General features: G+C 65.3%; 13 protein-coding genes and 1 tRNA gene. 4 read left to right on the forward strand and 10 right to left on the reverse strand.

Annotated features, from left to right (window positions below):
• Positions 1 to 27 precede the first annotated feature (27 nt).
• Both map and EJ903_RS04015 read left to right on the forward strand, forming a co-directional pair.
• Positions 28 to 840, forward strand: coding sequence for a type I methionyl aminopeptidase (gene map, locus EJ903_RS04010; protein ID WP_126612351.1), 813 nt, complete (start codon positions 28 to 30; stop codon positions 838 to 840).
• Complete coding sequence (locus EJ903_RS04015; protein ID WP_126612353.1) at positions 837 to 1,445, forward strand: NUDIX hydrolase; 609 nt, start codon at positions 837 to 839, stop codon at positions 1,443 to 1,445. The genes map and EJ903_RS04015 overlap by 4 nt, the downstream gene beginning before the upstream one ends.
• 37 nt (positions 1,446 to 1,482) lie before the next feature.
• Here EJ903_RS04015 and EJ903_RS04020 read toward each other — a convergent pair whose 3' ends face one another.
• The 5 genes from EJ903_RS04020 to EJ903_RS04040 all read right to left on the reverse strand — a co-directional run bounded on the left by EJ903_RS04020 (position 1,483) and on the right by EJ903_RS04040 (position 4,922).
• A complete protein-coding gene (locus tag EJ903_RS04020) occupies positions 1,483 to 2,343 on the reverse strand; it encodes an alpha/beta hydrolase (protein WP_210211370.1) in 861 nt (286 codons plus the stop codon).
• A gap of 36 nt (positions 2,344 to 2,379) precedes the next feature.
• Positions 2,380 to 2,832, reverse strand: a complete 453-nt coding sequence (locus EJ903_RS04025) for a group I truncated hemoglobin (RefSeq protein WP_126612357.1) — start codon at positions 2,830 to 2,832, stop codon at positions 2,380 to 2,382.
• Between the two features lie 64 nt (positions 2,833 to 2,896).
• Positions 2,897 to 3,799, reverse strand: coding sequence for a DUF3034 family protein (locus EJ903_RS04030; protein ID WP_126612359.1), 903 nt, complete (start codon positions 3,797 to 3,799; stop codon positions 2,897 to 2,899).
• Between the two features lie 32 nt (positions 3,800 to 3,831).
• Complete coding sequence (locus EJ903_RS04035; protein ID WP_126612361.1) at positions 3,832 to 4,206, reverse strand: c-type cytochrome; 375 nt, start codon at positions 4,204 to 4,206, stop codon at positions 3,832 to 3,834.
• A 98-nt stretch (positions 4,207 to 4,304) separates the two neighbouring features.
• Positions 4,305 to 4,922, reverse strand: coding sequence for a ferritin-like domain-containing protein (locus EJ903_RS04040; protein ID WP_210211371.1), 618 nt, complete (start codon positions 4,920 to 4,922; stop codon positions 4,305 to 4,307).
• Positions 4,923 to 5,169: 247 nt separating this feature from the next.
• On the opposite strand from EJ903_RS04040, the gene EJ903_RS04045 reads away from it, so the two are divergent.
• A complete protein-coding gene (locus tag EJ903_RS04045; protein WP_158627870.1) occupies positions 5,170 to 5,772 on the forward strand; it encodes a sigma-70 family RNA polymerase sigma factor in 603 nt (200 codons plus the stop codon).
• Complete coding sequence (locus tag EJ903_RS04050) at positions 5,769 to 6,536, forward strand: anti-sigma factor (protein WP_126612365.1); 768 nt, start codon at positions 5,769 to 5,771, stop codon at positions 6,534 to 6,536. The genes EJ903_RS04045 and EJ903_RS04050 overlap by 4 nt, the downstream gene beginning before the upstream one ends.
• A gap of 377 nt (positions 6,537 to 6,913) precedes the next feature.
• Here the strand turns inward: EJ903_RS04050 and EJ903_RS04055 are convergent, their stop codons facing one another.
• The 5 genes from EJ903_RS04055 to EJ903_RS04075 form a co-directional block, all read right to left on the reverse strand.
• On the reverse strand, positions 6,914 to 8,278 hold the full coding sequence (locus tag EJ903_RS04055) for a globin-coupled sensor protein (protein ID WP_126612367.1): 1,365 nt from the start codon (positions 8,276 to 8,278) through the stop codon (positions 6,914 to 6,916).
• Between the two features lie 450 nt (positions 8,279 to 8,728).
• Positions 8,729 to 8,804: transfer RNA gene (locus EJ903_RS04060), tRNA-Lys, on the reverse strand.
• Between the two features lie 172 nt (positions 8,805 to 8,976).
• On the reverse strand, positions 8,977 to 9,519 hold the full coding sequence (coaD, locus tag EJ903_RS04065; RefSeq protein ID WP_126612369.1) for a pantetheine-phosphate adenylyltransferase: 543 nt from the start codon (positions 9,517 to 9,519) through the stop codon (positions 8,977 to 8,979).
• A gap of 41 nt (positions 9,520 to 9,560) precedes the next feature.
• On the reverse strand, positions 9,561 to 12,308 hold the full coding sequence (gyrA, locus tag EJ903_RS04070; protein ID WP_126612371.1) for a DNA gyrase subunit A: 2,748 nt from the start codon (positions 12,306 to 12,308) through the stop codon (positions 9,561 to 9,563).
• A gap of 144 nt (positions 12,309 to 12,452) precedes the next feature.
• Positions 12,453 to 13,799 carry an MATE family efflux transporter gene (locus tag EJ903_RS04075; protein WP_126612373.1) on the reverse strand — a complete coding sequence of 449 codons (1,347 nt, stop codon included), beginning with the start codon at positions 13,797 to 13,799 and terminating at the stop codon, positions 12,453 to 12,455.
• Positions 13,800 to 13,902 lie beyond the last annotated feature (103 nt).

Raw genomic sequence — 13,902 nt, forward strand, 5'->3', positions numbered from 1 at the left:
CTCACTGTTTTGTTGTGAGGATTTTTCGTGGCGGACAAGGAAGGCAAACGCATCGTCCTGCATGGACCCGAGGCGTTCGAGGGCATTCGCAAGGCGTGCCGGTTGGCGGCGGAAACGCTGGATTATCTGATTCCGCACGTCGTGCCGGGGGTCAGCACCGGCCATCTCGACCGGCTGGTCGAAACGTTCCAGCGCGACCATGGCGGCATCCCCGCCACCATCGGCTATCACGGCTACCCCAAGGCCTGCTGCATCTCCCCCAACCACGTCGTCAACCACGGCATCCCCAGCGACGACAAGCGGCTGGCCAACGGCGACATCGTGAACATCGACGTCACCGTCATCCTGGATGGCTGGTACGGCGACACGAGCCGGATGTATTTCGTCGGCGACGCCGTGGGGGTGAAGGCGCGCAAGCTGGTCGATCTGACCTATCGCTGCATGATGGCCGGGATCGCCCAGGCCAAGCCCGGCAACCATCTGGGCGACATCGGCCACGCCATCCAGACCCTGGCGGAGGCCAACCGCTGTTCGGTGGTGCGCGATTACGGCGGGCACGGCATCGGCCGCGTGTTCCACGACGCCCCGCACGTCGATCATTTCGGAAAGCGCGGGACCGGCGTTCTGCTGGAACCCGGCATGGTCTTCACCGTCGAGCCGATGATCAACGCCGGTCGGCACGAGGTGAAAACCCTGTCCGACGGCTGGACGACGGTGACGCGCGACCGCTCGCTGTCGGCCCAGTTCGAACACCAGATCGGCATCACCGAGGACGGGTGCGAGATCTTCACCCTGTCCCCCGCCGGCTTCACCCAACCACCCTATGGTTCCGCAGCATGAGCGACGATTCCGCGCAGGACGAGCTGAAGCCCTGGAAAGTTCTCGCCAGTCGTGATCTTCTCGACGCCAGCCCCTACCTCAAGGTGCGGGCCGAGACGATCGAATTGCCGAATGGCCGCCAGGTGGACAGCTTCTATCAAGTGGAACAGCCCGACTACGCCCTGATGTTCGTGGAAACCGACGACGGCCGCGTCATCATGCTGCGCACCTACAAGCACGGCGCGCGCCGGGTCAGCCTGACCTTTCCGGCGGGAGCCATCGCGCCGGGCGAGGATCCGCTGGAGGCCGCCAAGCGCGAGCTGTTGGAGGAAACCGGCTACGCCGCCGACGATTGGACCGCGCTGGGCGATTACGTCGTCCAGGGCAACCATCGGGGCTGTGCCTGCCACATGTTCCACGCCAAGAACGCCCGCAAGGTGGCCGAACCCGACAGCGGCGATCTGGAGGACATGCGGATCGAACTGCACACGACCAAGGAACTGATCGACGCGGCGGCGCGCGGGGATTACGCCTTTCTTCCGGTGATCGCCATGCTGGGGGCGATGCTGCTGCCCGATCTGCGCGCCGGTCTGGGGCTGGCCGCCAGCAAAACCACCACCACCTGATGGCGGCGAAACGGGAGGGGCTGCGTCCGCTTTGCTCTCAGCGTACCGCCTGACGGACGAAGCGGTCGATGTCGTCCAGCACCGGCGCGTTGCCGCGCAAAGGGCGCGCCAGCGCCAACAGAATTCCCGCGTGGTTGACGGACGGATAGAGGCGCAGTTCGGCTTGCGCCCCGGCCCCGTTCAGCGCCGCATCGAGTTGTCGGCTGTTGCGAGGACGGACGCGGTCATCGTCCTCGCCGTGCAGGAGCAACGTCGGCGGAGCCGCTCGGCTTGCGAAACGGATCGGTTGGGTTTCCTCGGGGCTGGGCCAACGGGAAAAGGTGGCGATGGTGGCCGGATCGTCGAGGGGCAGGAAATCGAACGGCCCGGCGAGCGTGACAAGGCCACGAACCGCCAGGCGGTCCTCCCCCAACCAACGGGTGTCCAGCGCCAGCATGGCGGCGTTGTAGGCACCCGCCGAGTGCCCTGCGAGAATCAGACGCCCGCCATCGCCCCCGAAACTGGACGCGTTGCGCCTCGTCCAGCGCAACGCCTGGGCGCAATCCTCCAGGAACGAGGGGAACCGCACCTCGGGAACGAGACGATAGTCTGGAATGACCACCAGATACCCGCGCGCGGCCAGGGCCTGCCCGACAAAGCTGTAATCCTGCCGACGCCCGCTGTTCCAGGCACCGCCATAGAAAAAGAGGATCACCGGCAGGGATTCGGTCGCGGTCACGGGCCGGTAGATGTCGAGGCGCTGGCGGGGAAGCGCGCCATAGGCGACGCCCTTGCCGACAAGATCCGCCGCAGGGTCCTTTGGAACCAGCAGGTTGAACGCCGTCAGCGGTCGCACCACAGCCAGCCCCACCAAACCCGCAAGGACGGCCAGCGCCCCGACAATCCACACAAGCCTCATGTCCACCGCCTCACGATGCGTCGCCAGACGTTGATTTTATTGCCCGACCACCGTCCGTTGCATCGGGGCCAACAGCGCAATCAGGCGGTTTTGCACGGTGAACGGAATGTTCTGTTGCTCCATCGCCGCTTGAAAATCCTCAGCCAGGGCGTTGAATTCGGCGTTGCGCAGAGTGAGTCCGGCGTGGGCCTGCTCCATCGAACGACCAGCATAGACGCAGGGGCCGCCGCTGATGTGGCAAAATTGCTCGGCCAATTGGCTTTTCAGCCGTTTGATGTCGGTGTCGACGAAACGGCCCTTGATGCGGGAGTCCGCCAGCACACGGTCAACCCCGTCGTTGACGATGCGGACGATGCCTTCCTTGCCGCCCAGATCCTCGAACAGGTTGGCGGCGGAGACCGGGGTGGCGAGGGCAAGGGCGGCGGCGAAAAGTCCGACCAGCAGAGCGGCGAGCCGGGGTGCGGCCCGACCGTGGTGAAGCAAGGTCATGGTGGGGTTCCTGAACTGTGGCAACGTCCGGCCCCGACCGGGACCGGAGGGAAAGTGCGGGCGGTCAGAAGCCGACTTGCAGCGAAGCGTAGACGCCGTTCTGCCGCTTCTTCGTGGCGATGTCGCCCAAATCGACATAGGCCAGCGTCAGCGAGGCGTTCTTGTTCAGGAAATAGGCGGCGAAAACGTCGAACGCCCGGTTTTCCTTGGCAAAGCCCAGATTGTCCGGCTTCATGCGGTATTCCGCACCGACCGCCAGCTTCCGGCTGACGAGATAGGCGACGGACCCTTCAAACTCCGGACGGTACGCGTCGTTGCGGTCGCCGCCAAAGCCGAGCAACCCGTATTGGTTCCCGCGCGTCAACCGCAGCGTGGCGTTGACCAGCAGACTCTGATCGAGAAACAACTTGGTTGCGGCAACGTAATAGTCGATCCCATTGGCGTCCTTGGCCCCGACGGCCTTCAGGATGCGGTCCTGCGTGTTGGCCTTGTACTGGATGCCGAAAGCGGTTTGCGGCAACCAACTGTCCTGATCATACACGGCGTCGCCGAACAGCCGGACCTTGGCCCCCAAAACATTCTGTTCAAAGCGGAAACCGTTGCCGATGCCCAACTGTGCCCCGGTCTTGCCGGTGTCGAAGGTCTGCCGGGCGTAGGACAGTTCCACCCGGTCGAACAGACCAACCGACAGACCGGCGGAATGCAGCGAAAAGTCGCGCAGCCCGACATAGGTGTAATGGGCGTTCGCCCCGATGGAATCGCTGGTCCCATAGCCGGTGACGAGCGCCCAGGGAACCAGGCCACCACCGCCGGCCCCTTCCACTTGCGAGACGCCTCCGGTCGCCAACAGCTTGCCGCTGTCAAACAGATCGGGCTTGGCCATGGTGTCGGCGCGGGCACCGCCGACGGCGACCACCGCCGTCAGGGCTGCCGCCAGAAAGGCGGCGCGCGCGTTGTGGCTGGTCATGGTGCTGCACTCCGTGTGTCTCGTCATGGGGGTCACGGCGACTGTCGTTTCAAAAAGGCGATGATGTCGGCGCGCGCCACCGCGTCGGCGACGCGGTAATTCATGCGTTGGCCGGGAATCACCGACTGCGGATCCGCCAGCCAACGGTCCAGGCTGTCCTCGGTCCAGACGAGATCCGACGCCTTGAGGGCGGGGGAATAGGCGAAGCCGGGAACGCCGCCCGCCTTGCGCCCCACCACCCCGCGATGGGCCGGGCCGATGCGGCTGGTGTCCAGAGAATGGCAGGCGACGCAGCGCTGCTCGTACAGCGTCGCGCCGCGCTCCGCGTCGGCGGCCTGCGCCGCCATTGGCGTGCAGAGCAGCGTCAACGCCGTCCACAGGGCGGCGCTTTGGCACGTTCGTGTCATGGTTGGAAAAACTCCACTGCCCCGCCTGGTGGGGCCAATGCACAATGGCCGGGGTGTCCGATCCGTTTCCGGGGACCCCGGCAGTGAACGCCCGCCCCTCAGGCGCCGAAGGACAGTGGGCCGGTGGGCAACGGCAGGCCCAGCACGCCTGACAGCGCCGTCCAGTGCATGGTTTCATCGGCGGCCAGACGGGCGGCGACCTGCTTCAACATCCCTTCGGAAAAGGATGGGATGACACCGAGATAGGCGTTGGCGGCCCCCAGTTCCAGTTTGGCGGCCAAGCGCAACACGTCGTCCTGCGTCTTCAAAGATCCGGCGTTCAACGCCTTGGCAACGTCGGCCTGACTCTTGGGAGCGACCGGCTTGCCACCCATCTTTTCGATGGTGCTGACCAGCGCATCGCGATGGCCCTTGTGATGGGATTGGAACAGCTTGGCAGCGTCAAGCGCCTTGCCCTTCACCAGGCCGCTTTCGGCCCCGATCTGGTAGGCGGCGATCGCTTCATGCTCCAACCCCAGCGCGACGTTGAGAATGTCGATGTCGCCCTGCATGGGGGCGGCCGAGGCCGATCCGGTTGGCATGGCAACCCCGCCGATCATGGCGACGGCGGCGGCGGACAGCATGGCCTTGCCGGTGTGCCGGAACAAGGTCCGCCGCCCCAGATCGATGTTCGGCAGCGTGACCGGGGCCAACGTGGTGACAAGGGGATTCGACATGATGCACTCCTGCGCGGCGCGGCCTGGGGCCGACGCCGTCCGTGGTTGAGGTCCGATTGCACCACCCTTACGTCCGGGTTTTTCCGCATGGATGCGGTGGCACGCAAAAAAAGCGGTCCGCAATTTTTTCCCATCCAGCCGCCCTGAACGCATCCAAACAGCCCCACGGGACGTAAGGGAGGGTGGGTGTTGCCCTTTGGGGGCGATGGTGCGCGGGGGGCCGCGTGTTCGGGAGTGGGTGACGGCGGTGGCATCAACTGAATTCGACACACCGGAGGGCGCGGGCCGTGCGTCTCTTTCGGCTGATCCGGCGACCGACGATGCCGGGCGGCTGATCCTGCGCTGCGCAGCGGGGGAACGCGCCGCCTTGCACACGCTCTACACCGCCATGGCCCCCATGCTGCTGGGACTGGCCGCGCGGATGTTGGGCGACCGTCGGCTGGGAGAGGAAGCGGTCCAGGATTGCTTCGTTCAGGTCTGGCGCAACGCCGCCCAGTTCGACCCGGCCTTGGGCGGTGGCCGATCCTGGATGATCGGCATCCTGCGTTTCCGCGCCATCGACTTGCGTGAGTCCGAACGGCGGCGTGCGCCCATCAACCCGATGGAAATGGAAGCGGCGGACCAAGCCGGTGCCTTGGGAGCCACACCGCCGCCGCCGATGGACGACCGCATGGCCTTGCGCCATTGCCTTGGCCAGTTGAAGGACGCCGCACGCCACAGCATCATGATGGCCTATGTGGAAGGCTGTTCCCACGCCGAGATCGCGGAGCGGTTGGATCAGCCATTGGGAACGGTGAAAAGCTGGATCCTGCGCGGTCTGGCCTCTCTGCGGGAGTGCCTGGAGCGATGACACGCAACCCTCGGTCCGATCAGGACGCGCAAGACCCGGATCTCCTGGCGGCGGAATACGCGCTCGGCACTCTGCGCGGCGACGCCCGCGCGGCGTTCGAACGCGACCTGACCGGCAACCCGGCTCTGCGCGCCAGCGTCGCCCGTTGGCAGGAACGGCTGTCCGGCCTGCTGACCGGGGTGGAACCGGTGACGCCGCCGACGGAACTCTGGACGCGCATCCTTCAGACCGTTGATGAGGCGGAAACGGTGACGCCGCCCCCCACCCGCAAGCTTTCGCGCGCCGCACGGCTGTGGAACGCGGTGGCGTTGTGGCGCGGCCTGTCGTTGACGGCGGTCGCAGCGGCTTGCGCCTTGGCGGTGATGATCACGCGCCCGGTCGGAACGCCCGATCCATCGGTCACATCCACCCAACAACCGCGCGGTCGAACCGTGATCGCCGTGCTGCAAGACGGCGGGCGTGCGGTCTTCGCCGTGCAGGTTGCGGGGAGCGACCGGGGGCCTGCCTCCATCACGCCGGTTGGCGGGGAAAGCGCACCCGCAGGGCGGAGCTATGAGCTGTGGGCCATCGAGGGCGCGGCTGCACCGGTCTCGCTGGGCGTGGTCGGGACAGGCGTGACCCGCCTTCCGTTGGAGCACCTGCCACCGAACCTGTTGCGCCCGGGCGTCCTGTTGGCGATCAGCCTGGAGCCGATGGGCGGCTCCCCCACCGGTGCGCCAACCGGCCCCGTTTTGTTCACCGGCACCCTTGTGGAAGCTTTGTGATGGACGCCGTGTTGGCGGTGTCCTGATCGTTCGATTGGGAAGGTATTGTTGCCTCAAACTGACGGTCGCGACTCCCGTTGGCGGATCGGGCCGGTGCGAGTTCGCCTTTCGCTCGTTCAGATGACGTCGATATCGGCGTTCCAGGTCCGGAATGATCGTGGCCTTCGCCGCCTCCCATGATCTCGGGCCACTGGTCACGACAACTCTCGACGCGCAGCGCATCCCTTTCAGAAACGTCGTGAAACAGCGCTTGGCGGCTGGTTCTGCACGATCAGGTCAAGTGCCCTCCGCCACCTTCAAGAGGTTGAAACCCGCCAAATGGCGGAAATCCCAGGTGAAGCGGCGAATGTCCGCCGCTTCACCGTCCTTTGCGTCCGTCAGCGCGCGCGAATCCGTTTGAGGAAGTCACGAACGGCGTGGTCAAGGGTGGTGGAGCGTTCACCAACCGTGTCGGAAACACCAACCACCTGCGCGACAGCTTCGCTGGTTCGCTTGGCCGCCTTGGTGACGCTCTCAATGGCTTGTGCCACATCAGCCGCTCCACGCGCAGCATCGCGCACGTTGCTGGCGATGGTCTGCGTTGCCTCTGTTTGATGTTCGACCGCACCGTTGATGATGGTGGCGATACCGTTTATTTCGGTGATTGTTCCGGCAATTGCGCCAATCACCGCGACGGTGTCATCGGTTGCCTTGCGAATTGCTTCGACCTGGGCGGTTATGTCCCCGGTCGCGCGCGATGTCTGGTTGGCAAGACTTTTCACCTCGCTGGCGACGACGGCGAATCCCTTTCCCGCCTCTCCCGCACGGGCCGCCTCGATCGTTGCGTTCAGTGCCAACAGGTTGGTCTTGCTGGCGATGTCGCTGATGAGCTTGACCACCTCGCCAATCGTTTTGGCCGCCGCTGACAAGCTGTTGATGGTTAAAGAGGTCCGTTCGGCCTCGGCGACACCCCGCTGGGCAAGCTTGGCCGAGTCTATCGCATGGCGCGCCACATCGTTGATCGACTCCGTCAGTTGGCCGGTGACGGTCGCCACCGCTTCGACGTTGCCCGACGCGCGCACCGCCGATTCGCTGACCACCACCGCGAGCCGTTGGGTTTCCATGGAAATCCCGGCCATCGAATGCGCTGCCTTCTGCAGTTGACCGCTCGACTCTCCCAAGCCTGAAACAATTCCTTGAACGTCCCGTTCCAAACGTTCGGCCAAAGTGTCCCGCGCGTCCGCCGCCTTTGCCTCAATGCCTTCGATGTGAAGTGACAGCGTGTAGTCCATTTCCAGGAACACAACTTCGTTCAGCGCGCCCAGTGTCTGAATCAGCCGGTCGGGCTTTCGGCGAAAATGCCCGACCGCAACAGCCGACAATTCGTTCAGAATAAAGGTGAAGCTGCGGAAATAGGTGTCCATGGTAATACCAAGCGCGGCATGCTCCGCCTGAAGCCGATTGGTCAGCGCCCGGTATTCACCGTTCAATTCGCCCAGCAAGAGTTGGCGGTAATGCGGAACCTGTAAGGCCATCACCCGCTGAACCGCCGTCGGATCGGTGACACCACCCGCCTTGTAGGCGGTGCGCAGAATGCGGTCGATATGGGTGGACAGGACCGGTTCAATCTCCCGCAACACCGACCGGGTTGCCGGAGAAATCGCGGCAAACCGTTCCTGCATGACCTGATCGACCGATTGGATTGACACCGACGCCTCCCTGCTGGGCTGTTGATCGTCGTCTATACGAGCAAACACGGCCATCCGATCAAGCGGCCTGGGAAAATATGGGGGCCGTGAGACGTTGGTGCATCGTTTTGTTTTCAGGCAACGCTGGCTCCATCCGGGGGGATGGTCAGGCGATCTTCTGGAAGACGGACCTACGGAAACCTGGGTCGGTCGGGTCGATGTGACACAGGCGACCAACCGTTGGTGCAAGGCGGCTGGAGATGGTGCTCGTTGTCACCCACGCGTTGCCGCGAAGGTCATGGCGCGGTCGGCATCGGATGACGCAGACACATTTGGCGGCTTCCATCCGTGTTGGGCAGAGCGAGAGGAAGTGCCAGCCACAAATTGGCGGCATTTTTCATGGATAGCGTCTGCGAACGTGGCGGATGAAGAGTCGACCAGCCGGTCGCGAGGCCGAAAGATTGCTATGTGATTGCTGGCCGGATTGAGCGCCAATCTGCGACGCACTCAACCTGTTGATTTCATTGGTGATCCGGGTGGGATTCGAACCCACGGCCACATGATTAAAAGTCACGTGCTCTACCGACTGAGCTACCGGATCATCACCAACGATGTCGGGCGGCGGCGGGTTGTGCCGTCGGCCCGCTCAGGGTGGGCGCACCATAGGGAGACGCGCCGCGAAGGTCAAGCGTGGGATGTGTGGAGCGGTGAAAGAAAATGCTCGGCCGTCCCACGCGGACCCAAAACCGTTACGACACCGGTTCCACCGGCGCTCAGGCTGCTCCTTCGTCCGCGTCCAGAGCGAAGCGTTCGGCCAGACGTTCGGCCACGCGAGGTGACACGAAGTGACGGATGTCACCGCCCAGACGACCGATTTCCTTCACGAAGCGCGAGGAAATGAACTGGTGGCGTTCCGACGACATCAGGAAGATCGTTTCGACCTTCGGATTCAGCCGGGCGTTCATGCCCGCCATCTGGAATTCATACTCGAAGTCCGAGACGGCGCGCAGGCCCCGGATGATGACGCTGGCGTTCATTTCGATGGCGAAATGCATCAGCAGCGTGTCGAAGGACCGCACCTCGATGCTGGCGCTGGTGTTCAGGGCCGCGATGTCCTCGCGCACCATCGCCACCCGCTCGTCGGTGGAATAGAGCGGACCTTTGCCAGCGTTGCGGGCGACGGCGACGATCAGGTGATCGACCTGCCGCGCCGCGCGCTGGATGATGTCGAGATGCCCGTTGGTGATCGGGTCGAAGGTGCCGGGATAGACACCGATCCGGCCCTTGTCACCGGTTGGGGAGACGTTCGTCACCATGAGAGCACCTTTCCTCGCCCTGACATCGGTCCACTGGGTTGTTATTCGCTGGCCTCGCCGGGCGTCCCGGCGTCGCTGGCACCCTCGGCACCGTCGGCGCTGTCCCCCTCGTCCTCGGCAATCGAGGCGACGGACACCACGCGTTCGTCGGCACCGACGCGGAACAGGGTGACGCCCAGCGTCTTGCGACCGGCCACCCGCACATCGTGCAGCGGCATGCGGATCACCTGACCGCCGTTCGTCACCATCATCACCTGATGGCTGGCCTCCACCGGGAAGGTGGCGACGATGGAGCCGTTGCGCTCGCCCATCTCCATGTTCCAGATGCCCTGACCACCACGGCCCGTCACCCGGTATTCGTAGGAGGAGGTGCGCTTGCCGTAACCGCGATCCGACACGGTCAGGATGTATTGCTCCAGCCGCTTCAGCTCCTCATACCGGTCCGGCGTCAGCGTCACCGAATCGGCGGCCACCTCGTCGGCCTCGGGAGCGGCTTCGCCCTCCATCTCGACGCCTTCGTCGCGGCGCATCTTGAAGAAGGCGGCGCGCTCCTCCGCCGACGCGTCCACATGGCGGAGCATCGACATCGACACCACCTCGTCGCCTTCGGCCAGCTTGATGCCGCGCACGCCGGTGGAGGTGCGGCCCGCGAAGACGCGGACATCGTCGACGGCGAAGCGGATGCACTTGCCGCCGCTGGTGGCCAGCAGCACGTCGTCGCTTTCCTGGCAGGTGTGGACGGCGATCAGACGCTCGCCCTCCTCCTCCAGCTTCATGGCGATCAGACCGTTGGAGCGGATGTTCGCGAAGTCCGACATGCGGTTGCGGCGGACGTTGCCCTTCGACGTCGCGAACACGACGTGCAGATCGGCCCAGGCGGCCTCATCCTCGGGCAAGGGCAGCACGGTGGTGATCGTCTCGCCATCGATCAACGGCAGCAGATTGACGAAGGCCTTGCCGCGCGCCTGCGGGTTGCCCTGCGGCAACCGGTAGACCTTCAGCTTGTAGACCATGCCCCGGTTGGAGAAGAGCAGCAGCGGGGTGTGGGTGTTGGCGACGAACAGGTCGCTGACCGCGTCCTCCGCCTTCATCGACATGCCCGACCGGCCTTTGCCGCCGCGCTTCTGCGCCCGGTAGGTGGAGAGCGGAACCCGCTTCACATAGCCGGACTGGCTGACGGTGACGACCATGTCCTCGCGCTGGATCAGGTCCTCGATGTCGGCCTCGAACTCCAGCTCCTGGATTTCGGTGCGGCGGGGCGAGCCGAAGCGCTCCTTCATCTCGACCAGCTCGTCGCGCAGGATGCCCAGCAGCTTGGCGCGGTTGGCCAGCGTTTCCAGGAAATCGGCGATCTGGTCGGTGACGTCCTTCAGCTCCGCCCCGATCTTGTCGCGCTCCAGCCCGGTCAGGCGGTGCAGACGCAGATCCAGGATGGCGCGGGCCTGCTGGTCGGAAATGCGGTAGGTCCCCTGCGGGCTGACGCCCCGCCCCGGCTCGTCGATCAGTTCGATCAGCGGGCCGACGTCGTGCACCGGCCATTCGCGCGCCGCAATCTCCTCGCGCGCCCACACCGGATCGGGTGCGCTGCGAATCAGCTCGATCATGGCGTCGAGGTTGGCGACGGCCACGGCCAGACCGACCAAGGTGTGGGCGCGCTCGCGCGCCTTGCCCAGCAGGAATTCGGTGCGGCGGGTGATGACCTGTTCGCGGAACTGGACGAAGGCCTGGATGATGTCCTTCAGGTTCATCAGTTCCGGGCGGCCGCCGCGCAGCGCCAGCATGTTGACGCCGAAGGAGGTCTGGAGCTGGGTGTGGCGGAACAGCTGGGCCAGCACCACCTCCGGCACCGCGTCGCGCTTCAGCTCGACCACCACGCGCACGCCGTCGCGGTCGGATTCGTCGCGCAGGTCGGCGATGCCCTCGATGATCTTGTCGTTCACGACCTCGCCGATGCGTTCCATCAGCTTGGCCTTGTTGACCTGATAGGGGATCTCGGTGGCGACGATGGCGAAGCGGTCCTTGCGGATCTCCTCGATCTCGGTCTTGGCGCGCAGGATGACGGAGCCGCGCCCGGTTTGCAGACCCGACCGGCTGCCCGACCGGCCCAGGATCAGGCCGCCCGTCGGGAAATCGGGGCCGGGGACATGCTCCATCAGCTCGTCGAGCGTGATGTCGTTGTTGTCGATGTAGGCGCAGCAGGCGTCGATCACCTCACCCAGATTGTGGGTGGGGATGTTGGTCGCCATGCCGACGGCGATGCCGCCCGCGCCATTGACCAGGATGTTGGGGAAGCGGGCGGGGACGACCGTCGGCTCGCGCCCGGAATCGTCGTAGCTCGCCTGGAAATCGATGGTGTCCTTGTCGATGTCGTCCAGCAGGGCTTCCGCCGACTTGGCCAGACGCGCCTCGGTGTAGCGCATCGCCGCCGGGGGATCGCCGTCCATCGAGCCGAAATTGCCCTGCCCGTCGATCAGGGGCAGGCGCATGGAGAAATCCTGCGCCATGCGGACCATGGCGTCGTAAATCGCGCTGTCGCCGTGCGGGTGGTATTTACCCATCACGTCGCCGACGATGCGCGCGGATTTCTTATAGGGCTTGGTCGAGTCGTACCCGCCCTCTTTCATCGCGTAGAGGATACGCCGGTGCACCGGCTTCAGCCCGTCGCGAACGTCGGGCAGGGCGCGGCTCACGATCACGCTCATCGCGTAATCGAGATACGACTTGCGCATCTCGTCTTCGATGTTGATCGGGGCGATGTCGGAGGCGGGAGGCAGGGGCGCGTTGCTCAAGCAGGACACTCATTCTTCGGTCGGCGCGCCGCCGCGACGCGGTCACGCTGGCCCTGCGGGCCGAAGGTTGCACCAGAAACATAGCATCCTTCGCATGCGCAACACAACGGAACCCCCACAGCCCCGCCCGCAGGGGCGGACGGATCAGCGGCGGCTGAGATGCGCGAAGCGCAGCGAAAGGACGCTGACCGATACCACACTGGCGATCAAAATGCCCTCGAAAAGACCGCGCGCCCCCCGATCCAGGCCAAAGACCAGCAGGGCGGACACCGGAATCATCACCACGGCGTAGGACACGAAGTGCAGCGCCGTCGGCATCCAGGAATCATGCCGCCCGCGCAAGGCGTTGGCCATCACCGTCTGCCCGCCGTCGGCGATCAGGATCCAGGCACCAAAGGCGATCAGCGGGGCGACGCTGGCCAGCAATTCCGGGTCGGTGGTGTAGATGGTCCCGATCTGGTCGGGCAGCAGGCGGTAGAGCACGCCGACCACCGCCAGAAGGGCGCTGGTTACGGCCAAACCGGTCCATCCGGCCATCGCCATGTCCTCCCGGTCGCCGCGACCAAAGGCCACGCCCACCCGCACCCCGGTGGCCGATCCCAGCCCGACCGCCGCCATGAAGGGCAGCGCGATCAGGTTCAGCCCGACGGTGTAGGACCCCAGCGCCAGCGGCGACACCATGCCCGCGAACAGGCCAAGCGCGGCGAAGGCCCCGCTTTCCACGCCGATGCTGAGACCGGCGGCGTAGCCGAGATGCCGTTGCTTGCCAGCGCCCGACCACCAGTCGGCCACCGGAACGCGGACTTGCCAACGGGCGTGATCCTGCATCCACCAGACATAGGCGACCAGCCCCAGCCCCATGCCCCAGCGCACCAGCGTGGTCGCCCAGGCCGAACCGACCGCGCCCAGGGCCGGGAATCCGCCCTGGCCCCACACCAGCATCCAGGCCAGCAGCGCGTTCGCCAGATTGCCCAGCACCATCGCCACCATGCCGGGCATCGGCCGCTTGATCCCTTCCAGGAAAAAGCCGGTGGTGATGTAGAGCATCATGCCCGGCGCGCCCAACCCCAGCACCGCCAGCACCGCCGCCCCGCCCTGCGCCAGATCCTCCGTCTGTCCGCCCAGCCGGAACAACGGCACGCCCAGCAGCGACACCAGGGCAAAGATCAGCCCCAGAAGCAGCGCGTAAGGCATGGACCGCCGCCACGCCCGCCCGCACTCCGCCTCGTTCCCGGCCCCCAGCGCATGGGCGGTCAGCATCACCGTGCCCATCAGCAGACCGACGCCGGTCCCGACCATGATGTTGGCGGGCAGATGGGCCAGACCGTAATAGGCCAGCTCCTGCGCCGAATAGCGGGCGACGATGGCGGTGTCGACCGCCATCATCACCATCAGCCCGGCGCGCGAGACGATCACCGGTGCGGCCAGCCGCAGCAGTTCCGCCACATGGGTGCGCAGGCGAAGGGCGGTGGATGCGTCGGCGGTGGTCATGGTCGTTCACCCGAAGGTCGCAGCACAAAAGATGGGCACAAAGCCGCAAGGCCGGTCATTCTGAACGGGTTGACCATCAGGTCAAGGATTGTACACAAAAGCA

Source organism: Azospirillum griseum (genome assembly GCF_003966125.1).
Classification (GTDB): Bacteria; Pseudomonadota; Alphaproteobacteria; order Azospirillales; family Azospirillaceae; genus Azospirillum; species Azospirillum griseum.